We start from the raw sequence: 23,935 nt of genomic DNA, 5'->3' as shown, positions 1-23,935 counted from the left end.
TTCTGGGAAATTTTCTGGCCTCGATGCGACCCGCGTCACATAGGGTGAGGTTATGCCTAACCTTCCTGGCCTTCCCGGGCAAGCCGTTGCCAAGCTTCAGCAGTATGTGGAACGCGGCTCGGCCGAGTTGCATTACGTGCGCAAGATTTTCGAAGCAGGAGCGTTCCGGCTGGAGCCGCCGCAGAACTACGCTGCGTTGGCCTCCGACATCGTTAAATGGGGCGAGTTCGGCATGCTGCCGGCGCTCAACGCACGCCGCCACCCGAACCGCGCGGCATGCATCGACGAAGAGGGGGAGTTCAGCTACCGCGAGCTAGACGAGGCGGCCCACGCGGTGGCGAACGGCTTACTCGAAATGGGCGTCAAGGGCGGCGACGGTGTGGCGATCCTAGCGCGCAACCACCGCTGGTTCTTGATCGCCAACTATGGTGCCGCCCGCGTCGGCGCCCGCATCATCCTGCTCAACAGCGAATTCTCCGGACCGCAGATCAAAGAGGTGTCCGAGCGCGAGGGCGCCAAGGTGGTCATCTACGACGACGAGTACACCAAGGCGGTCAGCAAAGCCGAGCCGGAGCTGGGCAAGTTGCGGGCACTGGGCGTGAACCCGGACAGCGACGAGCCGTCGGGCAGCACCGACGAGACGCTCGCCGACCTGATCAGTCGCAGCAGCAAGGAGCCCGCTCCCAAGGCCAGTAAGCATGCGTCGATCATCATCTTGACCAGCGGCACCACCGGCACCCCGAAGGGCGCCAACCGCAGTACCCCGCCCACCTTGGCGCCCGTCGGCGGCATCCTGTCGCACGTTCCGTTTAAGGCGAACGAGATCACCTCACTGCCGGCGCCGATGTTTCACGCGCTGGGTTATCTGCACGCCACCATCGCGATGTTCTTGGGCTCGACGCTGGTGCTGCGGCGCAAGTTCAAGCCGCCCCTGGTGCTCGAGGACATCGAGAAGCACAAGGTCACCGCGATGGTCGTGGTGCCGGTGATGCTGTCTCGCATCCTGGACGCCATCGAGAAGATGGACAACAAGCCTGATCTGTCCAGCCTGAAGATCGTGTTCGTGTCCGGGTCTCAGCTGGGCGCCGAGCTGGCCACCCGCGCGCTCAAGGACATCGGCCCCGTCATCTACAACATGTACGGCTCGACGGAGATCGCCTTCGCCACCATTGCGCGGCCGGAGGACCTGCAGAAAAACGCGGCGACGGTCGGACCGGTCGTCAAGGGCGTGAAGGTCAAGATCCTCGACGACAACGGCAACGAATTGCCGCAGGGCGACGTGGGACGCATCTTCGTCGGCAATGCCTTCCCATTCGAGGGCTACACCGGCGGTGGCCACAAGCAGATCATCAACGGCCTGATGTCGTCGGGCGACGTCGGATATTTCGACGAGCAGGGTCTGCTCTACGTCAGTGGCCGGGATGACGAGATGATCGTCTCCGGCGGCGAGAACGTCTTCCCCGCTGAAGTCGAAGACCTGATTAGCGGCCACCCCGACGTCGTGGAGGCGACCGCGATCGGTGTGGAGGACAAGGAGTGGGGCCACCGGCTGCGCGCGTTCGTGGTCAAGAAGAGTGACGCCGACCTGGACGAGGACACCATCAAGCACTATGTGCGTGACCACTTGGCCCGGTACAAGGTGCCGCGGGAAGTGGTCTTCCTCGACGAGCTGCCGCGTAACCCGACCGGCAAGATCCTCAAGCGCGAACTGCGCGAGATGCAGATCGACTAGCGGGCGCTAACGCCGTTCTTGAATGGCCCGGATGATCTGATCCGAGAGCTTGGGATCGGCCAGGAGCTGGTCGATCAGCGCGGTGAGCACCTCCTGCCCCGTGACGCGGGCCACGCCGAGCCGGTCGGCGGCCTCGCGTTGCCAGATGTCGAGGGCGCGGTGGGTGCTGGCGGGCAGGTCCACGGTGCGCCGCGTGCGCTGGATCCGCGGTCCCGACGGATCGGCCTTCGCCCGTGAGCGGGCGTCTGCCGCGTCGTCGACGAGTCGTTGGGGGCGGAGCTGACGGAAACCGGTGATGCGTTCGGTCGGTGCCGCGTCTCCCGGGGGCGTCGAGGCGGATACCCGCGGGCGGAACGCTCCGGCGCTGGGCCCGATGTGGCCGGGGTTGAAGCTCACTGGGCGACCGTCCTCCCGTGGGGGCGCCAATCAGTAGATCAGTGCTTTCGTGGCGCGTTGTCTACTGATTGTCTCACTGCGGCCAGCGTAAGTCGCGTCGCTGCAGAAGGAGGTGTTACCACGCCCGGCGGCTCCGTCCCGGCGATCTGACCGGGCAATCTCAGAGATTAGCTGCGTAAATCTTGGCTCCCGGATACGGGACGGCTGACGCGGCCGCAATTCTGGACCTTGACATTCACCGCTATTCCGTTACGGTGACGATGAGCGAGCGACGATAAGTTCTAGATATCAATGTGGGGCGATTTACTGACATGTCCGGTTACTGAGCTCAGTACTTCAGTAAAGGCCAATTTACCTGCATGTATCCCCGCTTCGTCGGATACTGATCTCAGTAGTTGTGGTAATCATGAATTGTGCGAATTAGTAATTGAGGAAATTTATGGCGACGATACTGAGTTACGAAAATACGTAATGCAGTAAATGTCGAGATTGCCAAGAAATTCACAGCAGGAAATATTGCTATTCCCATTGTTTGCCTAGCAATTTATGCGTAGCGTTCGAGATGTCGGGGAACTGAGGTCTCGGAAGGAGCTCACCACAATGTTGTCACTGCGATCGATGTTGTCACTGCGATCGATGCGCGGCGCGGCCGCTGGGGCGGTCGGCGCCGGTGCGATAGCCGGAGCGATGCTGTTCGGCGGTGTCCCCGTGGCGCAGGCCGCGCCAGCCCCCGCTCCCGCCACAACTTTTGAAGCTGTCGGGCCGCACGGGGGCCTACCGCTGGGCCCCGGTCCCGGCTTGCTTCCGGAACGGCCCGGCGGTCACGGCTGGGGCGGCCATGGTTGGGGTCACGGCGGCTGGGGTCGCGGCGGTGGCTGGGGCCATGGTTGGGGTCACGGCGGCTGGGGCCACGGGTGGGGCCACGGCTGGGGTCATGGTTGGGGCCACGTGTGGCGCCCATGGTGGTGAGCCGCCTCGAGCGTGCGGTCGGTTGGCCTCGTCCTGCCAGAGTTATAGGTCGGCCGATCCGCATTTAGGGGGGGAACCCACGCCGGTCTGACGTGCCGAATACGGCCGCAGACCGGCGTGGCCCCCAATTAAGTCGTCCATGCCGACCCGAGACCGGCCTCGGGTCGGCATGGATCTGTTTACGGGTCGCGGGGCAGGCCCAGGAGTCGCTCGGCAATGATGTTCAGTTGCACTTCCGATGTCCCGCCATAGATGGTGGTGGCCCGGCTGGCCAGCAGGTACTGGCCCCACTTGCCGGGTAGTTCGTCGGGATCGCCGATCGCGGCGTCGGTGCCGAACGAGGAGACCGCGAACTCCGCATAGCCCTGGCCGGTGCGCATGGACAACAGCTTGGAGATCGCCGCGGACGGCATGGCGTCAGCGCCGGCCAGCGTGAGCAGCGTCGACCGCAGATTGAGCACCTTCGCCGCGTGGCCCTCGGCGATCAGCTGCCCCGCCCGATTCTGCGCCACCGGATCGAAATGACCGTCGCGAACGAATTCGACGAACTGGGGGAGGGTCGCAAGAAAATTCGCGTCGCTGCTGCCGATCGAGACCCGTTCGGCGGTCAACGTGTTGCGGCTGACCTCCCAGCCCCGGTTCACCTCGCCGAGCACACAGTCGTCCGGTACGAATACGTCGTCGATGTAGACGGTGTTGAACATCGCGTTGCCGGTGAGCTCACGCAGCGGCTTGACTGTGACCCCCGCACTCTTCATGTCCAGCAGGAAGTAGGTGATGCCGTTGTGCTTCGGGGCGTTCGGGTCGGTGCGGGCCAGCAGCGCACCCCACTGCGAGTACTGCGCGGCGGTGGTCCAGATCTTTTGGCCGGTGATGCGCCAGCCGCCGTCGGCGCGAGTTGCCTTCGTGCTGAGTCCGGCCAGGTCCGATCCGGCGCCCGGCTCGGAAAACAGCTGGCACCAAATCATTTCGCCGCGGAAGGTTGACGGCAGGAACCGCTGCTTTTGCTCCTCGGTGCCGAACGCAACGATCGACGGAATGATCCATGCGGCGATGCCGACCTGGGGCCGCTTGACTCGGCCGCTGGCGAATTCCTGCGCGATGATGATCTGCTCGACGGGGCTGGACGCCCGGCCCCACGGCTTGGGTAGATACGGCAGCACCCAGCCGCCCTCGGCGAGCGCCACCGTCCGTGCTTCGCGCTCCATGGCCTTGAGCGCGGCGACTTCCTGGCGGATGTCGTCGCGCAGCTGCTCGGTCTGCGGGTCTAGGTCGATGTCTACCTGCCGCATCCCGGTGGTCGTCGCCGTGTTGACCACCTTCTGGGGGTAGTCCGAGCGGCGGCCGAAGCAGGCGCTCAGCATCAGCGCGCGGCGGTAGTAGACGTTGGTGTCGTGTTCCCAGGTGAAGCCGATGCCGCCGTGGACCTGAATGCAGTCCTGGGTGCACCGCTGCGCGGCCGCCGGCGCCAGCGTCGCGGCTACCGCCGCGGCGAACTCCACCCCGGATGCGACCACGTCCCAGTCGTTTTGGCTGGCCTCGTCGAGCGACCGCGCCGCGTCCCACACCGCCGCGGTGGCCCGCTCGGTGTCGGCGATCATCTCGGCGCACTTGTGCTTGATGGCTTGGAACTGGCCGATCGGCCGGCCAAACTGCTCGCGGATCTTGGCGTACTCGGCGGCGGTATCGGTCGCCCAGCGCGCCACCCCGATCGCCTCGGCCGAGAGCAGCGTGGACATCAGCGCGTATGCGGTGGTCATGGTCAGGCTGCTCAGCAGCACGTCGTCGCCCACTTCGAGCGCCTCGGCGCGCACGTGCGCGATCGGGCGCAGCGGGTCGAGACTTTGCACCGGCTCAATCTCAACCTGATCGGCGTCCAGCACCACCCATTCGTCACCGCTGTCGATCGCGACGGGGAGCACCAGCACCGATGCCTGCGCCGCGGCCGGCACGGCACGTACCTCGCCGCGGATGACCAGCACGTCACCTTTGCGGGTGGCGGTCAGGCCGGAATCCAACGCATAGGCGCCAATGGCCGCGCCGGACGCCAGCTCGGCCAGCACCTTGGCGTTCGGGTCGTGCGCGGCGATCAGCGCGCTAGCGATCGCCGACGGGACGAACGGACCTGGGACGGCGCCGTAGCCGAACTCGGCCAGCACGATGGCCAGTTCGAGCAGGCCGAAACCCTGGCCGCCCACCGACTCGGGCAGGTGAACGCCCGGCAAGCCTTGTTCGGCGGCCGCCTGCCAGTACGGCGGCGGATTCTCGATCGGGGTCTCCATTGCCGCGTGCAGCACCTCTGACGGCGCAACGCGCGCCACTAGAGATCGCACCGAGTCGGCCAGCTCTTGATGCTCAGGATTTATCGCGATCGGCATTGGTCGCCTTCCCATGCGGACGGGGCTCGTTTCGGCCAAGCACCCCCAATCTAATAACTGGTCGGTTGACTGACCACGGGGGTCACCAGGTGTGCCAAGGGCTCGCCGTCGCGCAGGCGGCGGCAGTTCTGGACCGCCTCGATCAAGTAGCGGCGCATCGTGTCGGCCGTGTACCAGGTGACGTGCGGGGTCAGCACCGCGTTGTCCAGCTCGAACAGCGGGTTGTCCGGCGCCACCGGCTCGTCCTCGAACACGTCGAGGCCTGCGGCGGCCAGCCGCCCGTCCCGCAACGCGGCGACGAGGGCCGTTTCGTTGATGATCGCCCCCCGGGAGGTGTTGACCAGTACCGCCCCGGGTTTCATCACCGCGATCGAATCCTCGTCGAGCAGGTGATGTGTCTTTTCCGTCAACGGCAGGTGCAGCGAGACGATGTCGCTGACGGCGAGCAATTCGCGCAGCGGCAGCCAGCCGGGCTGACCGTCGTCGCGGGTGCTGGTGTGCACCACGGTGGCCCCCATCGACGCGACGATCTCACCGACCCGTTTGGCGATGTTGCCGTAGCCGACCAGTCCGACGGTGCAGCCGCCGATGTCGCGAACGGTCTCGCCGAGTTCTGGATCGAGTGGCCAGCCGCGGCCTTGCCGGGTGGCTCGGTCCAGGGCCGGCAATCGGCGCAATGCCGCGAGCATCAGCAGCACCGTGCCCTCGGCCACCGAGGGCGCGTTGGCGCCGGGCATGTTGGCGACCGCGATGCCGAGCTCGATTGCGGCGTCGACGTCGATGGTGTTTACCCCGGCGCCGAGTTTGTGGACTAGCCGCAGTCGGTCACCGCGTCGTAAATCGCCGTCTGACAACGGTCGTAGTACATGCCAGATGACCTCCGCCTCGGGCAGCTCGCGGTAGAAGGTGGCGTCATCGTCGGCGGCACACCACCGGATGTCGAGCCAATCTGCTTCGCCTGCAAGAAATTCGAGAACTTTGTTGCCGGGTACGAAATGCGCGAGAACTCTCAACGCCACCGCTTGCTGATCCACCTGGCGATGGTATCCGCTTGCTCGGTACGCGCGCCGGGGGTGGCGAAGTAGTGGTCGGTGTCGATCGACGTCTGTGATTTGTCGGTACCGGCGAGCGCGTCGTAGATGCGTTGGGCGTCAGACGGAAACACCCCGGTGTCCGCCTCGGCGTTGATGACCAGTGCGGGACATGTGATGCGATTCAGATGTGGTTCGGCCCGAGTTTGCGCCACCCGCAGGCTCCACATGCTCAGCCAGCTGCGCAGCGTGCAGGCCGCCGCGATGCCCTGCGCGGATCGGTTGGCCTTTGCGGGCACGCCCGCGTAGCAAAGGTTAGGCGTCCGCGTGCTGGGCTCGATGCTGGGATCGACCATGCGGGGATCTGCCCAGGTTCGCATCACGGAGAAGGGGCGATCCGAAAACCCGGCGGCGCGAACACGTTTGAGTTCCGTCTCGACCCAGTCGGTAATGGCGTGGTTACGCGCGAGCTGTGCCGAACGGTAGCGGGCGATGAACTCCGCCGGGTACGGCGGGCCGTTGACCTCGTTGAACAAATCGAGGGCCGGATCGCTGGCAACCGGATCGTTCTCGTCGATGACGGCCGCGTCCATCCAGGCGGTCAGCACCTCCGGCCGGCCCGGATGAGCGGCGGTGGCCACGTAGCCATCCGCGGGCGGCAACTCGGTCAGCCCGGCCGCCGGCCGCATGCCCGGCAGCGGAGTCACATTCGGGTCGACCGCCTGCGACTGGTAAGCGGACATCAATGATCCACCGCCTGAATTCCCCAGTAGCACGACGGTATCCACGCCCTGGACCTCCCGCAGCCAGCGCACCCCGACACCGATGTCGACCAGTGCGTGGTCGAGCAGAAAATTCGTCTCGAAGCCGCGAAATCTGGTGTTCCAGCCCAGGAATCCGACGCCGCGGATGGCCATGTAATCGGCGAGATAGTGCTCGGAGAAATCGATTTGGTAGTGCGTGGCGATCATGGCGACCTTCGGCTTGCGTCCCACCCCGCGGTGGTACAAGCCTTGGCACGGATGTCCACCCGCGCCGGCGCGCCCAGCGGTGGGCGACGGCAGGCCGACGAATTCGCGGATGACTCCTGCGTTGCCGCCGGCGCGCATCACGTCAGCGACCTTCCTTCGTATAGATCGCCCGGTAGTAGATGTTGGCGAGAGTCCGGATGCACGCCTGGTCGTCCAGATCGTCGGCATCGGGCCGGCTGAGTTGGACGTAGCAAAACTGGTTGAACATCGCCACGATCGCCTCGGCGATCAGTCGCGGATCGTCGCCCGCACAGTAACCCTTGCGTTGCGCCCGCCGGACCGTCTCGGCGATGAAAGAGGTTGGGATTTCGCATATTTCCGCCCAATACTGGGCGAAATCATTGTTGACCATGGCCAGCTGGGACACGCTGATCACTTCGGCGAGCCGGTTGCGGTAGGTGTGCCAGTGCGCGCTGGCCGCCTCGTGGGCGCGCTGCCGGTTGGACAGTCCGTGTCCGGTGACCGAACGCGCGCGCTCGTTGGCCTCGTCCCGAAAACGCAGCGCCCATTGGCGGACCATCGCCTCTTTGGAGTCGTAGTAGTTGTAGAAGGAGGCCGCCGAACGGCCCGCCTCCGCGGCGATGTCCGCGATGGTGGTGGCGAGAATCCCTTTGCGTGCGACCACGGTTCGCGCGGCGGCATCGATCGCCGCCTGGGTCCGCCGGCCCCGGTGGGTCGGGAACTCGGCCGGTCGACTGTTGGCATCCGCCGTGATCGACACCTGGACTGCCCCCTAGAGCGAAACTGAATCTGATGTTAGATTCAGTTTTGCATCTGGGCAGGCCCACATTCAACGGGGAGCCGCGACATGATCAAGCCGCACAACGTCAACACGACATTTGAACTCGGCGGGATCAACCATGTTGCGCTGGTGTGTTCCGACATGGCCCGCACCGTTGACTTCTACAGCAATGTTCTGGGCATGCCGCTGATCAAATCGCTCGACTTGCCTGGGGGCACGGGGCAGCACTTCTTTTTCGACGCCGGGAACGGCGACTGCGTCGCATTTTTCTGGTTCGCCGACGCGCCAGAGCGGGTGCCCGGTATCTCCTCACCCGCCGCCATTCCCGGGATCGGGGACATCACCAGCGCGGTGAGCACCATGAACCATCTCGCCTTCCACGTACCGGCCGAGAAGTTCGACGCCTACCGGCAGCGGCTGAAGGACAAGGGTGTGCGGGTCGGCCCGATCCTCAATCACGATGAGAGCGAGATGCAAGTGTCCGCGACGGTGCATCCCGGCGTGTACGTGCGCTCATTCTACTTTCACGACCCCGACGGCATCACGCTGGAATTCGCTTGTTGGGTCAAGGAATTCGACGCGACTGATACGTCGGCTGTGCCGAAGACGGCAGCCGAACGTCGGCCCCGGGAGCACGTCGTAGGCTGACCGCAGGACCGTTGCCGAGCCGGGGGTGCATATTGACCGACGGCATTTTGACCGATGAGCAGATCGCGGCGCTGACTCCGGCGCAGCGAAGAGACCTGATCACCCGGCTGGAGGCGCCGCTGCGCGACGTGATCGATCCGGTGCTGCTGGCGCGCATACGCCGGATCCGTCTGGGTCTGATGATCGGAGGCTCGATCGCGATGATTCCCTGGTTGATCTATCTCGCGATGACGCTGCCGGACAGTTACATTGCGCGCAACTGGGTGCTGACCTGGGTGGGATTCGATGTCCTACTGGTCGGATTCATGGTAGCCACAGCGATTTTGGGCTACTTGCGGCGCCGGATCCTCATGTTGGCGGCCTTCACGTCGGGCGTGCTGTTGATCTGCGACGCGTGGTTTGACCTGATGACGGCGGGACCCGACGACATCTGGCTGTCCTTGGTCACCGCGCTGGGCATCGAGGTGCCGTTGGCGGTCTTCATGATTCGCGGCGCGCAACGCATCATGCGCCTCACGATGATGCGACTGTGGCTCCTGGATCCCGGGACGCGGTTGTGGCAGGTGCCGCTGTTTCCCTGACGCCGTAAAGCCGCGGATGGGCCAGCTCGTCGAGTAGCACCGCCAGCTGATCGACGAGTTGGTCCGGGCCCAGCGAAATATCGCCGGCCAGCCAGGCGCTGATCATCTGACCGACGCCGCCGACCGCGAAGTGCGCGCCCGCCTTCATGCTGTTGTTTGCCGGTACCCGCAGCATGTCGCCGGCATGCTGGCCCAGCAGCATGGCGAACAGGGCGGTGGATTCGGCGCGTTTGCGCACGATCACCGGATCGGCGAGCTGGGTGCTGAACAGTAGCCGGCCGATCCGTGCGTCTCCGGCGATGGTGCGCACGACGTTCGCCATACCGGCGCGGGACTGTTCGGGTATCGGCACCGATGCCACCGCGGCCTGTGTTGTGGCGGCCAGCTCGGCGATCACGGAGTCGAACACGGCGCTAACGAATCCGTCTTTGTCGCTGAAGTTCTCGTAGAAGTAGCGGGGGGTCAGATTCGCCCGGGCGCACACGGCGCGCACTGTCACCGCCGCGGTGTCCTGGTCGCCACCGAGCAGGTCCAGGCCGGCGCTAAGCAGCCGGCTGCGGCGTTCGGACAGTCGAATGGCAGCTTCGACGCCTCGGTAACGACGTTCCGTTGAGGGTTCTGCCATGGTCCCATCTTGACACCGCCGCGATGCCCGGACAATATCAGGAAACAATCGTTATCACATTTTGCGCGAGTCCGAGCGTCGAAAGGTATTGCCATGGCGGTCCACGAGGCGGTGCCCCGGCTCATCCCGCATGTCGAGCGTCCGATGGCCGACGCGCCCAGGCCGTTCCCGGCCCGGCGCCCCCGGCGGGTCGCCGAGGACTACGGGCTGATGGGTGTGGCGCTGCTGGCCGGCCCGGCCAACGTGATCATGGAGTTATCGATCCCCGGCGTCGGCCACGGCGTGGCGGAAAGCCGCGTCGAGAGCGGCCGTATCGACCGTCATCCGATCAAACGAGCACGCACCACGTTCACCTACATCGCGGTCGCCAACGCCGGGACCGATGAGCAGAAGGCTGCCTACCGACGCGCGGTGAACAAATCGCATGCGCAGGTGTACTCCACCCCGGACAGCCCGGTGCAGTACAACGCGTTCGATCCCGAACTGCAGCTGTGGGTGGCGGCGTGCATCTACAAGGGCGGCATCGACATCTATCGCACCTTCGTCGGCGAGATGGAGGATGCGGATGCGGACCGCCTGTACCGCGAGGCCATGTCGCTGGCCACCACGTTGCAGGTGCCGGCGGAGATGTGGCCGGCGGATCGGGCGGCGTTCGACAAATACTGGCAAGAGTCGCTGGAGCAGGTGCACATCGACGACACCGTTCGGGAGTTCCTGTATCCGATCGCGGCCGGACGAATCCGCGGCGTCCGGCTGCCACGCCCACTGCAGCGCCGGCTGGACAGCTTTAACCTGTTGATCACCACCGGCTTTCTGCCGCAACGGTTTCGCGACGAAATGCGGTTGCCCTGGGACGCGGACATGCAACGACGCTTCGACCGGCTGATGGCGGTGTTGGCCGGCGTGAACCGGAGGTTGCCGCGGATCCTCCGTCAGTTCCCGTTCAACTGGATGCTCTGGGATCTGGACCGCCGGATCAAAACGGGACGCCCGTTGGTGTAGGCCTCGCGGGGCTGACCGGGCTGGTGCATGCCCCGGCGCCGCCCTCCCCGCGAGCCCCGGCACCCCGGGGGCGGCAACGCGGATATGGCGACGAGTTCATGGAGATGAATGTCGACGTCGATTCGGACTGGGCAGAGCCGACGACGGCGTCAGATCAGGGTGCCGGGGTGCTGGAGTTCGCCGGCACCTCCCGCCGCAAGCTGCGGCGAGGGGACTGATCACCCTCGCCGGGGACGAACTCGGCGTTGGGGCCGGCCTGCGATGATCCCGGGCACCTGGGACGCCGACGCGACCGACGGGTCGGCGTAAGGTCGGTCGCGTGCGTAGTGAAGGTGATACCTGGGACATCACAACGAGTGTGGGTTCGACCGCGCTGTTCGTAGCGACGGCGCGGGCGCTGGAGGCGCAAAAGCCCCAGCCGCTGGCTGTTGATCCATATGCGGAGATCTTCTGCCGTGCCGTCGGCGGTTCCGCGGCCGATGTGTTGGACGGCACGGATCCCGACCATGCGCTCAAGAGCGCCGACTTCGGCGTCCATTTCGTCAACTTCCAGGCGGCCCGTACGAGGTACTTCGACGAGTATTTCCGCCAAGCCGCCGATGCCGGCGTACGTCAGGTGGTGATCTTGGCAGCCGGTCTGGACTCGCGGGCCTACCGGCTGGACTGGCCCGCCGGGACGACCATCTTCGAGCTGGACCGTCCGCAAGTTCTCGAGTTCAAGCGCGAGGTGCTGACCGCCCATGGCGATCGACCGCGCGCCGAGCGCCGCGAGGTTGCGGTCGACCTACGTGATGATTGGCCGCAAGCGCTGCGGGACAGCGGGTTTGATCCCGCCGAGCCTTCCGCGTGGATCGCCGAGGGGCTGCTGATCTATCTGCCGGCCGCGGCTCAGGAACAGCTGTTCACCGGCATCCACAGCCTGGCCGCTCCCGGCAGCCACGTCGCAGTCGAAGACGGCGCGCCGTTGCCGGACGACGTCTTCGAAGCCTCTCTCGAAGAGGAACGTGCAGCTGTCGCGCAGGGCGAAAAGCGCCTGTTCTACCAACTGGTCTACAACGAACAGCACGCCCCGGCCGCTGAATGGTTCGACCAACACGGATGGAACGCCGTGGGTACCCCGTTAGCCGACTATCTGCGCCGGGTCGGCCGCCCGGTTCCCGGGCCCGAGACCGAAGCGGGCCCGATGATCGCCCGCAACACTCTGGTCAGCGCCGTCCGGGCCTGACCGTCCGTCACCTGCGTGCCGCACCCGGACCGTCCGTCCGGGTGCGGAACTTTTCGGGTGGGGCAGCCGACTACTAACTGCCTGCTTGCGGCGCCGCTGTTCAGCGGAGGCGGTCGCCGCGTCCATCCCGATCGGTGAGGAGTCGCCGCAGTGACCGCGCCGGTGTGGATGGTCAGCTCATTGCTGGCGGGTGCGACACCCCACTTCGAGCTCGGGTTGTCGGGCGGTGTGCCTGCGAATTGCGTCGAATATGGCGCAACCCCTGGGATGGGTGCCCGCGCCGTCGTAACGTCAGGACCTGGGGCGGGGGTCCCGGGTTCCCGAAAGCGATCCGAGCAGAGTTTGCCGAGTGCGAAGGGCCTGCGACGGCTGGCGACGAATGCGTCCGGTGGATACCCGTGGGAAGGGACACGCTTGCATGCGGCGCAGCCGTCCGGCAGGTTGCTAATGAAAACCGTTTTCACTAAGCTCTGGCCGACAAGGCGATGGGGTCAAAGTCGGGACGGAAGTGGTAGCCCGATCGTGGGCCAAACATCGTGGTCAGAGGCATCGTGCGGGCGCTCGGGTGGGCTCCGTCACGGGCCCTGAAACCTCGACAGTTAGCTTATGCAATGCTAACTTCAGCAAATTAAGTTAGGGGAGACTATCTTTATGGAAAACAGCGGCCGTGGAACGCGCTGACAGCGGTGTGCTCGCCGTCCCATCCGGCACTTCCCGGGCGGACACCCGAGTCGACGGTGACGTCGTCAGCCGGTTTGCTACCTGCTGCCGGGCCCTGGGCATTGCGGTCTACCAGCGCCGGCGTCCGGCCGACCTGGCCGCCGCCCGCTCCGGGTTCACGGCCCTGACCCGAATTGCCCATGACCAGTGCGACGCCTGGACCGGCCTCGCCGCCGCCGGGGATACGTCCCCGCGGGTGCTCGAAGCGATCGCGCGCACGGCGGCGACGTCGGGCGTGCTGCAGCGGCAGGTCGACCTGGCCCCCGGCGCGCTGGGCTTCCGCTACGACAGCGGTCTCTACCTTCAATTCCGCGCCGCCGTTCCCGACGATTTCCAACTCGCGTATGCCGCGGCCCTGGCCAACACCGGTCGGTTCGCCGACGCGCACGGGATCGTCGCCCGGCTGGCCGACCGCCGGTCGAACTGGCGTGAGGCGCGCTGGATCTCCGTGGTCATCAATTATCGCGCCGAGCGGTGGTCCGATGTGGTCAAGCTGCTGACGCCGATCGTCAACGACTCCGACCTCGACGAGGCTTATACCCACGCCGCCAAGATCACGCTGGGCACCGCGCTGGCCCGGCTGGGCATGTTCGCCCCGGCGTTGTCATACCTCGAAGAACCCGACGGTCCGGTTCAGGTGGCTGCCGTCGACGGCGCACTGGCCAAGGCGCTTGTGCTGCGTGCGCACGTCGACGAGGAGTCCGCGAGCGAAGTCCTGCAGGACTTGTACGCGGCGCATCCCGACAACGAACAAGTCGAACAGGCGTTGTCCGACACCAGCTTTGGAATCGTGACCACCAACGCGGCCCGTATCGAGGCCCGCACCGATCCGTGGGATCCCGACACGGAGCCCAGCGCGGATGACTTCGTCGACCCCGCCGCCCACGAGCGCAAGGCCGTCCTACTGCACGAGGCCGAACGACAGCTCACGGAGTTCATCGGGCTCGACGAGGTGAAGAACCAGGTGGCCCGGCTGAAGAGTTCGGTCGCCATGGAATTGGTGCGCAAGCAGCGTGGACTACAGGTCGCCCAGCGCGCGCACCACCTGGTGTTCGCCGGTCCGCCCGGGACCGGTAAGACCACGATTGCGCGTGTGGTCGCCAAAATCTATTGCGGCCTTGGTCTTTTGAAGCGTGAGAACATTCGGGAAGTGCACCGCGCCGACCTCATCGGTCAGCACATCGGTGAGACCGAGGCCAAGACCAACGCGATCATCGACAGCGCGTTGGACGGTGTCTTGTTCCTCGACGAGGCGTACGCGCTGGTCGCCACGGGCGCCAAGAACGACTTCGGGTTGGTGGCCATCGATACGCTGCTGGCCCGCATGGAAAACGACCGCGACCGGCTGGTGGTGATCATCGCCGGTTATCGGGCGGATCTAGACAAGTTCCTGGACACCAACGAGGGTCTGCGCTCGCGGTTCACCCGCAACATCACCTTTCCCTCCTACACCTCCCACGAGTTGGTCGAGATCGCGCACAAGATGGCCGAACAGCGCGACAGCGTCTTCGAGCCGGCCGCGCTCGACCACATGGAGGCCTTGTTCACCAAGCTGGCGAACTCCACTACGCCCGATGCCAATGGGGTGGAGCGGCGCTGCCTCGACATTGCCGGCAACGGTCGATTTGTCCGCAACATCGTCGAGCGTGCAGAGGAGGAGCGCGAATTCCGGCTGGACCATTCGGAGCAGGCCGGAACCAGTGCGTTCACCGATGAGGAGCTGATGACGATCACCGACGTAGACGTCAGTAATTCCGTCGAGCCGCTGCTGCGCGGCTTGGGCCTCTCGGTGCCGGCATGACCAACCCCGACCCCCACGACGAACGTCGTTCATTCACCTCTCGCACCCCCGCCAACGACAATCCCGACAAGGTCGTCTACCGCCGCGGTTTCGTCACGCGCCACCAGGTGACCGGGTGGCGCTTTGTGATGCGTCGGATCGCCTCGGGAATCGCGTTGCACGACACCAGAATGCTGGTCGACCCGCTGCGCACGCAGTCGCGCGCGGTGCTGATGGGCGCGGTCATTCTGATCACCGGACTGGCGGGCTGCTTCGTGTTCTCGCTGATCCGGCCCAACGGTCAGGCCGGCAACAATGCGGTGCTCGCCGACCGGGAGACCGCCGCGCTGTATGTACGGGTCGGTGACGAGTTGCACCCGGTGCTGAACCTGACCTCGGCCCGCTTGATCGTCGGCAAACCGGTGAATCCGGTCGCGGTGAAAAGCGCGGAGCTGGATCGCTTTCCGCGCGGCAATCTGGTCGGCATACCAGGGGCGCCGGAACGTATGGTGGCCAACGCATCTCGGGACGCGAATTGGACGGTCTGCGATGCGGTGAGCGAAGCCGCCCAAGGCTCGCACGCCGTGCACAGCACCGGGGTCACGGTGATCGCCGGGATCCCCGACAGCAGCGGCTCCCATGCCGCCGCGGTCGCGCCCGGCCAGGCGATGTTGGTCGAGTTCGCCGGCGAGGCCGGCCCCAGCACCTGGCTGTTGTGGGACGGCAAACGCAGCCGCATCGACCTGGGCAATCACGCGATCACTTCCGCGCTGGGGCTGGGCGCCGAGGCGCCCGCGCCGCGGCCCATCGCGGCAGGCTTGTTCAACGCAATTCCCGAAGCGCCGGCGATCACCGCGCCGGGCATCCCGAACGCGGGCGCCCCGGCGGGCTACGCAGTCCCGGCACCGATCGGCGGCGTCGTGACCTCCTATGCCGTCGATCCGGGCGGCGTGCGCTACTACGCGGTGTTACCCGATGGGCTACAACCCATCTCGCCGGTGCTCGCCGCGATTTTGCGCAACACCAATTCCTACGGTCTGGACCAACCGCCGCGGCTCCCCGCCGACGAGGTGGCCAAGCTACCGGTCTCGCGCATGCTGGACACCACCCGCTTCCCCGACCGCCAGGTCACGCTCGTCGACGCGGCCAAAGACCCCGTCACATGTGCGCACTGGAGCAAGCCGGCTGGGGCGGCCAGCAGTTCGCTGACCCTGCTGGCCGGGTCGGCCCTGCCCGTGCCCGACTCGGTGCGCACGGTGAACTTGATTGGCAGCGGCAACCCGGGCGTCGCCACCCGGGTCGCGCTCGCGCCCGGCACCGGCTACTTCGCGCAAACCGTCGGCGGCGGCACGACCTCTCCGGGCACCGGCTCGCTGTTCTGGATCTCCGACGCCGGCGTGCGCTACGGCATCGACAACGAGGCCGAAGGCGCAATGGCTGGTCGCGGCAAAACCGTTGAGGCCCTTGGTCTTACTCCACCACCCGTTCCCATTCCCTGGTCGATACTGTCGCTATTCGCGGCGGGCCCGACGCTATCCCGAGCCGACGCGTTACTCGCGCACGACGGGTTGGCGCCCGACAGCAGGCCCGGCCGTCCGGTGTCGGCCGAAGGAGCACCCCGATGAGTCGACTGATCTTCGAAGCCCGACGACGGCTGGCACCGCCAAGCGTCCGCCAAGGCACCATCACCATCGAGGCCCCGCCCGAGCTACCCCGGGTGATACCGCCGTCGTTTTTGCGCCGGGCGATGCCCTACGTGCTGGTGATCCTGATCGTCGGCATGATCGTCGCGCTGGTCGCCACCGGCATGCGGGTGATTTCTCCGCAGACGTTGTTCTTCCCGTTCGTGTTGTTGCTGGCGGCCACTGCGCTGTATCGCGGCAACGACAACAAGATGCGCACCGAGGAAGTCGACGCCGAACGCGCCGACTACCTGCGGTACCTGTCGGTGGTCCGGGACAACATCCGGACCCAGGCCGCCGCGCAGCGGGCGGCCGCCGAGTGGTCTCATCCCGAGCCGGCCGCGCTGGCTACGGTGCCCGGATCCCGGCGGCAATGGGAACGCGACCCGCACGACCCCGACTTTTTGGTGGTGCGGGCCGGGCGGCACCACGTGCCGCTGGCCACCGCGGTGCGCGTCCAGGACACTGCCGACGAGATCGACCTCGAGCCGGTGTCGCACAGCGCATTACGCAGCCTGCTCGATACCCAGCGCACCGTCCGCGATGTGCCGACGGGAATCGATCTGACCAAGGTCTCGAGGATCACCGTGCTCGGCGAGCCGGACGAGGTGCGCGCGGCGATACGCGCCTGGGTCGCTCAGGCCGTCACCTGGCACGACCCGACGGTGCTCGGGGTGGCGCTGGCGTCCCGGGACTTGGAGAACGACGACTGGTCGTGGCTGAAGTGGTTGGCGCACATCGACGTTCCCGGTGAAGTGGATGGCGTGGGGCCGGCCCGATTCCTGGCCACCGACCCGGACGAGTTGGCGGCTCTGCTGGGGCCCGTGCTGGCCGATCGTCCCGCCTTCGCCGGAGAGCCGACCGACGCGCTACGCCACCTGCTGATCATCGTCGACGACCCGGACTACGACGTGAATGCCTCGGCGCTCGCGCTGGGACGGGCCGGTGTCACGCTCATCCACCGCGGTGCCACCGCGCCGCACCGCGAACAGTATTCGGATCCGGAGAAGCCGATCCTGCGCGTCAGCCAGGGCTGCGGCGCCCTCCAACGGTGGCAGACCGGCGGCTGGCAGCCCTATGTCGACCACGCGGATTCACTCGACGCCGACCAGGCCGCGCACCTGGCCCGTCAGTTGTCGCGGTGGGATTCCAACCCCACCCACACCGGGCTGCGCTCGGCCGCCACCCGGGGTGCGACATTCACCACGCTGCTGGGTATTCCGGACGCTTCGCAACTCGACGTGCCGACGCTGTGGGCCCCGCGCCCCCGCGACGAGGAACTGCGGGTGCCCATCGGAGTCATGGCGACCGGCGAGCCGCTGTACTTCGACCTCAAAGACGAGGCCGAAGGCGGGATGGGTCCGCACGGCCTAATGATCGGCATGACCGGTTCTGGCAAGTCACAGACCTTGATGTCGATTCTCTTGTCGCTGTTGACAACTCATTCGGCCGACCGGCTGATCGTCATCTATGCCGACTTCAAGGGCGAGGCCGGGGCGGACAGCTTTCGAGATTTCCCGCAGGTCGTCGCGGTCATCTCGAACATGGCCGAGAAGAAGTCGCTGGCCGACCGGTTCGCCGACACGCTGCGCGGTGAGGTGGCACGTCGCGAGACGCTGCTGCGGGAGGCCGGCCGCCGGGTTCAGGGCAGTGCCTTCAACTCGGTGGTCGAATACGAGAACGCTCGGGATTCCGGCGCCCCCGGCGCCGAAGATCTGCCGCCCATCCCGACGCTGTTCGTGGTCGCCGACGAGTTCACGCTGATGTTGGCCGATTACCCGGAGTACGCGGAACTATTCGATTACGTGGCACGTAAGGGCCGCTCGTTCCGCATCCACATCCTGTTCGCATCCCAGACGTTGGACGTCGGCAAGATCAAAGACATCGACAAGAACACCTCCTATCGCATCGGGTTGAAGGTGGCCAGTCCCAGCGTTTCTCGCCAGATCATCGGCGTGGACGACGCATATCACATCGAGGCGGGCAAGGAGCACAAGGGCGTCGGCTTCCTGGTTCCCGCTCCTGGTGCGGCGCCGATCAAGTTCCGCAGCACCTACGTCGACGGCATCTACGAGCCACCGCAAACCGCGAAAACGCTTGTGGTGCATTCCGCTCCGCAACCGAAACTGTTCACGGCGGCACGGGTGGAACCCGATCAGGGCACGGTGATCACCGGAGCGGACGAACCGGAGTTCACCGGTCCGCCGCGCAAGCTGATCGCGACCATCGGCGAGCAGCTGGCCGGTTACGGGCCGCGGGCACCGCAGTTGTGGCTACCCCCGCTGGACGAGCCGATTCCGCTGACGACCGTGCTCGAGCACGCCGGCGTTCCGGATCGGCAATGGCGTTGGCCGCTCGGTGAGATCGACCGTCCGTTTGAGATGCGCCGCGACCCGCTGGTGTTCGATGCCACCTCGGCATCGGGCAACATGGTCATCCACGGTGGCGCCAAATCCGGCAAATCATCTGCGCTGCAAACCTTTATCCTGTCGGCCGCCAGCCTGCACTCGCCGCGTGACGTCACGTTCTACTGCCTGGACTACGGCGGTGGACAGTTGCGCGCACTGGCCGATCTAGCGCACGTGGGCAGTGTCGCGTCGCCGCTGGAGCCGGAGCGGATCCGGCGTACCTTCGGTGAGCTCGAGCAGCTGCTGATCGCCCGGCAGCGGCGCGAGGCGTTCCGGGAAAAGCACGGTGCGACCCACGACGACGGTTTCGGTGAGGTGTTCCTGGTCATCGACAACCTCTACGGGTTCGCCCGGGACAACACCGACCAGTTCAACACGCGTAACCCGTTGCTGGCCAAGGTCACCGAACTCGTCAACGTCGGTCTCGCGTACGGCATCCATGTCATCGTGACCACCCCGAGCTGGCTGGAAGTGCCGCTGGCGATGCGCGACGGGCTCGGGCTGCGACTCGAGCTCAAGCTGCACGACGCGCGGGACAGCAATGTGCGGGTGGTCGGGGCGCTGCGTCGCCCGGCCGAGGCCGTCCCGGTCGACCAGCCGGGTCGTGGTTTGACCATGGCCGCCGAGCACTTCCTGTTCGCGGCACCCGAACTGGGCCGGGTGCCCGAGATCAACGCCCGCTACCCGGGTATGGCCGCCCCGCCGGTTCGCCTGCTGCCGACCAACCTGGCGCCCGACGCGCTCGCACCGCTGTACCGCGGGCCCGAAAAGGTCGTCATCGGTCAGCGCGAAGAAGACCTGGCACCGGTGGTGCTCGACTTCGCCGAGAACCCGCTGCTGATGGTCTTCGGTGACGCCAAGGCCGGCAAAACGACGCTGCTACGCCACATCATTCGCACCATCCGGGAGAACTCCACCGCGGAGCAGGTGGCGTTCACGGTGCTCGACCGGCGGCTGCATCTGGTCGAGGAGCCACTGTTCCCGGACAACGAGTACACCGCCAACATCGACCGGATCATCCCCGCGATGCTCGGGTTGTCCAACATCATCGCGTCCCGGCGGCCGCCGGCCGGATTGTCGCCGGCGGAGTTGGCGCACTGGAGCTTCGAGGGCCACACCCATTACCTGATCATCGACGATGTCGACCAGATACCGGACACGCCGGCGATGAGCGGCCCGTACGTCGGGCAGCGGCCTTGGACCAGCCTGATCCCGGAACTCAGCCAAGCCGCCGATCTGGGTCTACGGGTGATCGTCACAGCGCGGGCCACCGGGTCGGGGCACGCGCTGATGACCAGTCCGTTGCTGCGGCGTTTCAACGACTTGCAGGCCACCACGTTGATGCTGGCGGGCAATCCGCAAGACAGCGGCAAGATCCGGGGGCAACGGTTCGGCCGGTTGCCCGCTGGGCGAGGAATTCTCTTGGGGGACAGCGAAAGTCCGACATACGTGCAGCTGGTCAACCCATTGGTTGGCGAGCCCGTTGTCGGCGGAGCCGACGAAGGTTTCGCACGCTGATGAACGTTGGTGCAAGAGCAACAGCAGGACCACAGAAGGAGGGGTTATGACGTTGCGAGTAGTTCCCGAAGGCCTGGCGGCGACGAGTGCCGCGGTCGAGGCGCTGACGGCACGATTGGCGAGCGCGCATGCGGCCGCCGCTCCGGCGATCACCGCGGTGGTGCCGCCGGCGGCCGATCCGGTGTCGTTGACGACGGCCGCCGGGTTCAGTGCCCAGGGCCAGCTGCACTCGGCGGTGGCGGCTCAGGGCGTGGCGGAACTCGGTCGCGCCGGCGTGGGCGTGGGCGAAGGTGGGGCGAGTTATCTGGCGGGTGACGCCGCGGCGGCCGGCAGCTACGGAGCGGCGGGCGCCTGAGCATGACCGCACCTGTCTGGATGGCGTCTCCGCCGGAGGTGCATTCGGCGCTACTGTCGGCGGGTCCAGGGCCGGGGCCGCTGTTAGCGGCGGCCGGTGCGTGGAACGCGCTGAGCGCTGAATACGCCAATGCGGCAGCCGAACTCGGCGGGCTGCTCGGGGAGGTCCAGGCAGGCGCGTGGGAGGGACCCACCGCCGAACAGTATGCCGCCGCCCACGTGCCGTACCTGGCGTGGCTGACGCAGGCCAGCGCCGACAGCGCGGGGATCGCCGCTCAGCACGAGGTGGTGGCCGCGGCCTATACCGGCGCCTTGGCGGCCATGCCGACGCTGGGCGAGCTGGCCGCCAACCACACCGTTCATGGCGTCTTGGTGGCGACGAACTTCTTTGGCATCAACACGATTCCGATCGCCCTCAACGAAGCCGACTATGCGCGGATGTGGGTGCAGGCCGCGGCGACGATGAGCAGCTACCAGATCGTCTCGGAGACGGCGCTGGGATCGGCGCCGCGGGTGGGGCCGGCACCGGCGGTGCTGCGTCCCGGTGAGCAAGCCAATAATTTCTCCACCCTGGCCGCACCCGACGCCGCGGATTCCGGCAATTGGCTGGACAATCTGCTGAGGCAACTACAGGAATTCTTCCAGGGCTTTGCAGACATGATTCAGCAATTCATGGCGGCCCTGGGGCCGTTCTTGGTGGCCAACGGACCGTTGCTCTTCTTCATCGCCTACGAGGCGTTTTTCATCCCATTCGGCTATACGTTCTGGACTTTGGTATTGGCCGCACCGTTGTTGATCCCGTTGATCATCGGCGTTGGCGCCTATCTCTATTTGCAAAACCCGGAGGCTGCTCCGGACCTACCGGCAGAAGTGCCGGTGACAACGGCACCCGCGTCCGGCGGGTCAGCTATGCCGCCAGTGGCGGCCATGGCGCCGACGGCTCCTACGCCCGCGTCGGCCCCGGCCTCGGCACCGGCTCCGGCGGCCAGCGCGCCGGCCGCTTCGGCACCGGCGCCGGTCGCCGGAACCTTCGGTTACGCGGTGGCCATGGGCGCCGATCCCGAAACCGGTTTCGGTCCGACCCTGGGTGGGCGTGGAGGCGCCAAGGCGCCGGCCGCGACCATCCCGGCGGCCGCCGCGGCGGTGCCGGGGCGGGCGGCCGCGGCGCGCCGGCGCCGACGGGCCGCGATGCGCGATCACAGCGACGAGTACGCCGACATGAACGTCGATGTCGACCCGGACTGGGGCGGTGCCGCCGACGAAGACCAGGAACTCGCCGCCGCGATGGCCTCCGGTAGTGCCGCCGGGCGACTGGGCTTCGCCGGCACCGCGCGCCGACAACGCGATCCGCAGGCGTCGGGGCTGACCAAGCTGGCCGGCGATGACTTCGGCAGCGGCCCACGAATGCCGATGGTGCCGGGCACCTGGGATCACAACGGCGATGGCCCGCCGGATCCCGACGAGGCGGGGAAAGGGGGCCCCGAAAGTTAACAGAGCCGTCAGCCGGCTATCAACCGACAGCCGAAACCGTATGCAGCGCAAGAGAAAGGAAATGTTATGAGTCTTCTGGATGCACACATCCCGCAATTGGTGGCCTCGCAATCGGCGTTCAGCGCCAAGGCGGCGCTGATGCGTAGCACCATCAGCGCGGCCGAGCAGGAAGCGATGGCCGCCCAGGCCTTCCACCAGGGCGAGTCTTCCGCGGCGTTCCAGGCCGCGCACGCCCGGTTCGTGGAGATGGCCGCGCGGGTCAACACCCTGCTGGACATCGCGCAAGCCAACCTCGGCGATGCAGCGGGCACTTATGTGGCCGCCGACGCCGCCGCCGCGTCCGGCTACACCTCGTTCTGACCCGACTCCGACAACCGCGAAAGGGCTTGTGATGTCCCAGATTATGTACAACTACCCGGCGATGCTGGGTCACGCCGCCGACATGTCCGGTTACGCCGGCACCATGCAGGGGCTGGGCGCCGACATCGCGACCGAGCAGGCCGCGCTGCAGAACGCATGGCAGGGCGACACCGGTATGACCTACCAGGTTTGGCAGGCGCAGTGGAACCAGGCCATGGAGGCGTTGGTGCGGTCGTACCAGGCGATGGCCAGCACCCACGAGAACAACACGCTGGCCATGTATGCCCGTGACACGGCCGAGGCCGCCAAGTGGGGCGGCTAATCCTTCCTCGATGAGTGCGGAGCCCAACGCCGTCGAGCTGACGGTCGACAACGCGTGGTTTATCGCGGAAACCATTGGGGCGGGCAGCTTCCCCTGGGTTTTAGCGATCACGACGCCGTACCGCGACGCCGCGGAACGCGACGCCTTCTTCCGCGATCAGAAGGACGAGTTGACCGCGATGGGTCTGCTGTCGCCAGAGGGTCGCGTGCACCCGGCGGTCGCGGACTGGATCAGGGTGGTGTGTTTCCCTGACCGATGGCTCGATTTGCGCTACGTGGGCCCCGGCGCGACCAGCGGTTCCGGCGATTTGCTGCGCGGCATCGTCGCGCGGCGCGCCGGCACCAACGGCAGCGTCGCGAAGATCTCCAGGACCGCCAACACCTGCAAAACCGTGGTCGCGTTGCGCACCGCGCAGTTGGTCACGTTCACCGCAATGAACATCGACGACGCCCGTGCGCTGGTCCCGGTGCTCGGGGCCGGGTTGGTGCAGCGGCCGCCGGCGCAGTTCGCGGAGTTCAGCATGCCCGCACGCGTCGGAGCCCGCGCCGACGAACGGCTGCGCTCGGGCGCCGCACTGACTGAAGTCCTTGACTACCTGGGTATTCCGGAATCAGCACGAGCGGTGGTGGAATCGGTGTTTACCGGCCCACGCGCATATGTCGAAATCGTCGCAGGCTGCAATCGCGACGGTCAACACGCCACCACCGAGGTCGGAATGAGCATCGTCGACACTGCCGCGGGCCGGATTCTGGTCAGCCCGTCCCGCGCGTTCGACGGCGAATGGATCTCGACCTTCGCCCCCGGCGCCCCGTTCGCGATCGCCGTTGCGATCGAACACCTGACCGCCTGCCTGCCCGGCGGCCCTTGGTTCCCCAACCAGCGGCTGTCCCGGGACTTGTCCACCCAGTACGCGTAACCACAACCAGATAGCGAGAAAAAC

The 23,935-nt window shown here is 66.4% G+C and carries 20 protein-coding genes; 14 read left to right on the top strand and 6 right to left on the bottom strand.

The features are described 5' to 3' along the window. Positions 1-52 precede the first annotated feature (52 nt). Positions 53-1,732, top strand: coding sequence for a long-chain-fatty-acid--CoA ligase FadD2 (gene fadD2 / locus G6N33_RS09915; RefSeq protein ID WP_044509485.1), 1,680 nt, complete (start codon positions 53-55; stop codon positions 1,730-1,732). A 6-nt stretch (positions 1,733-1,738) separates the two neighbouring features. Here the strand turns inward: fadD2 and G6N33_RS09910 are convergent, their stop codons facing one another. Continuing rightward, positions 1,739-2,128, bottom strand: coding sequence for a hypothetical protein (locus G6N33_RS09910; protein WP_044509486.1), 390 nt, complete (start codon positions 2,126-2,128; stop codon positions 1,739-1,741). 600 nt (positions 2,129-2,728) lie between these two features. Here G6N33_RS09910 and G6N33_RS09905 point away from each other — a divergent pair. Next, positions 2,729-3,097, top strand: coding sequence for a hypothetical protein (locus G6N33_RS09905; RefSeq protein ID WP_139813608.1), 369 nt, complete (start codon positions 2,729-2,731; stop codon positions 3,095-3,097). A 179-nt stretch (positions 3,098-3,276) separates the two neighbouring features. On the opposite strand, the gene G6N33_RS09900 is transcribed toward G6N33_RS09905, so the two are convergent. The 4 genes from G6N33_RS09900 to G6N33_RS09885 are packed head-to-tail and all read right to left on the bottom strand — an operon-like array spanning position 3,277 to position 8,252. Next, positions 3,277-5,475 carry an acyl-CoA dehydrogenase gene (locus G6N33_RS09900; protein ID WP_101528446.1) on the bottom strand — a complete coding sequence of 733 codons (2,199 nt, stop codon included), beginning with the start codon at positions 5,473-5,475 and terminating at the stop codon, positions 3,277-3,279. A gap of 50 nt (positions 5,476-5,525) precedes the next feature. Then, positions 5,526-6,509, bottom strand: coding sequence for a 2-hydroxyacid dehydrogenase (locus tag G6N33_RS09895; protein WP_044509489.1), 984 nt, complete (start codon positions 6,507-6,509; stop codon positions 5,526-5,528). Continuing rightward, positions 6,485-7,615, bottom strand: a complete 1,131-nt coding sequence (locus tag G6N33_RS09890) for an alpha/beta hydrolase (RefSeq protein WP_044512743.1) — start codon at positions 7,613-7,615, stop codon at positions 6,485-6,487. Before G6N33_RS09890 ends, G6N33_RS09895 begins: the two co-directional genes overlap by 25 nt. 4 nt (positions 7,616-7,619) lie before the next feature. Continuing rightward, positions 7,620-8,252 (bottom strand): TetR/AcrR family transcriptional regulator, encoded by a 633-nt coding sequence (locus G6N33_RS09885; protein ID WP_101528457.1) that lies wholly within the window; start codon positions 8,250-8,252, stop codon positions 7,620-7,622. A 93-nt stretch (positions 8,253-8,345) separates the two neighbouring features. Here G6N33_RS09885 and G6N33_RS09880 point away from each other — a divergent pair, with 93 nt between their 5' ends. Together G6N33_RS09880 and G6N33_RS09875 are read left to right on the top strand one after the other, a co-directional pair. Then, positions 8,346-8,927: a VOC family protein gene (locus G6N33_RS09880; RefSeq protein ID WP_044509492.1), complete on the top strand. Its 582-nt coding sequence runs from the start codon at positions 8,346-8,348 to the stop codon at positions 8,925-8,927. 32 nt (positions 8,928-8,959) lie between these two features. Next, entirely contained in the window at positions 8,960-9,508 is a 549-nt protein-coding gene (locus G6N33_RS09875) for a hypothetical protein (protein ID WP_101528445.1), read from the top strand. Here the strand turns inward: G6N33_RS09875 and G6N33_RS09870 are convergent. Continuing rightward, a complete protein-coding gene (locus G6N33_RS09870) occupies positions 9,441-10,133 on the bottom strand; it encodes a TetR/AcrR family transcriptional regulator (RefSeq protein WP_044509494.1) in 693 nt (230 codons plus the stop codon). The two genes, G6N33_RS09875 and G6N33_RS09870, sit on opposite strands and share 68 nt — an antisense overlap. 93 nt (positions 10,134-10,226) lie before the next feature. Here G6N33_RS09870 and G6N33_RS09865 point away from each other — a divergent pair, with 93 nt between their 5' ends. The 10 genes from G6N33_RS09865 (at position 10,227) to G6N33_RS09820 (ending at position 23,911) form a co-directional block, all read left to right on the top strand. Beyond that, on the top strand, positions 10,227-11,135 hold the full coding sequence (locus G6N33_RS09865; RefSeq protein WP_101528444.1) for an oxygenase MpaB family protein: 909 nt from the start codon (positions 10,227-10,229) through the stop codon (positions 11,133-11,135). A gap of 319 nt (positions 11,136-11,454) precedes the next feature. Further along, positions 11,455-12,360, top strand: a complete 906-nt coding sequence (locus G6N33_RS09860) for a class I SAM-dependent methyltransferase (protein ID WP_044509496.1) — start codon at positions 11,455-11,457, stop codon at positions 12,358-12,360. Positions 12,361-13,027: 667 nt separating this feature from the next. Beyond that, positions 13,028-14,881 (top strand): type VII secretion AAA-ATPase EccA, encoded by a 1,854-nt coding sequence (eccA, locus tag G6N33_RS09855; RefSeq protein WP_044509497.1) that lies wholly within the window; start codon positions 13,028-13,030, stop codon positions 14,879-14,881. Further along, the gene (gene eccB, locus G6N33_RS09850) at positions 14,878-16,485 is read left to right on the top strand and encodes a type VII secretion protein EccB (protein WP_044509498.1); all 1,608 of its coding nucleotides are present in this window, start codon (positions 14,878-14,880) and stop codon (positions 16,483-16,485) included. The genes eccA and eccB overlap by 4 nt, the downstream gene beginning before the upstream one ends. After that, positions 16,482-20,468: a type VII secretion protein EccC gene (locus tag G6N33_RS09845; protein ID WP_044509499.1), complete on the top strand. Its 3,987-nt coding sequence runs from the start codon at positions 16,482-16,484 to the stop codon at positions 20,466-20,468. The genes eccB and G6N33_RS09845 overlap by 4 nt, the downstream gene beginning before the upstream one ends. A gap of 46 nt (positions 20,469-20,514) precedes the next feature. Continuing rightward, a complete protein-coding gene (locus G6N33_RS09840; RefSeq protein ID WP_044509500.1) occupies positions 20,515-20,823 on the top strand; it encodes a PE family protein in 309 nt (102 codons plus the stop codon). A 2-nt stretch (positions 20,824-20,825) separates the two neighbouring features. Next, complete coding sequence (locus G6N33_RS09835) at positions 20,826-22,313, top strand: PPE family protein (protein WP_170310404.1); 1,488 nt, start codon at positions 20,826-20,828, stop codon at positions 22,311-22,313. A gap of 66 nt (positions 22,314-22,379) precedes the next feature. Beyond that, on the top strand, positions 22,380-22,673 hold the full coding sequence (gene esxG / locus G6N33_RS09830; RefSeq protein ID WP_044509502.1) for a type VII secretion system protein EsxG: 294 nt from the start codon (positions 22,380-22,382) through the stop codon (positions 22,671-22,673). A 31-nt stretch (positions 22,674-22,704) separates the two neighbouring features. Then, a complete protein-coding gene (locus G6N33_RS09825; RefSeq protein WP_044509503.1) occupies positions 22,705-22,995 on the top strand; it encodes a WXG100 family type VII secretion target in 291 nt (96 codons plus the stop codon). Between the two features lie 10 nt (positions 22,996-23,005). Then, positions 23,006-23,911, top strand: a complete 906-nt coding sequence (locus G6N33_RS09820) for an ESX secretion-associated protein EspG (RefSeq protein ID WP_044509504.1) — start codon at positions 23,006-23,008, stop codon at positions 23,909-23,911. Positions 23,912-23,935: the final 24 nt, after the last annotated feature.

Origin of the sequence: Mycobacterium simiae (assembly GCF_010727605.1) — a bacterium.
GTDB classification, from domain to species: Bacteria; Actinomycetota; Actinomycetes; order Mycobacteriales; family Mycobacteriaceae; genus Mycobacterium; species Mycobacterium simiae.
Note: the sequence above shows the minus strand (reverse complement) of the source record. Positions and strands in the feature narration are given on the sequence as shown.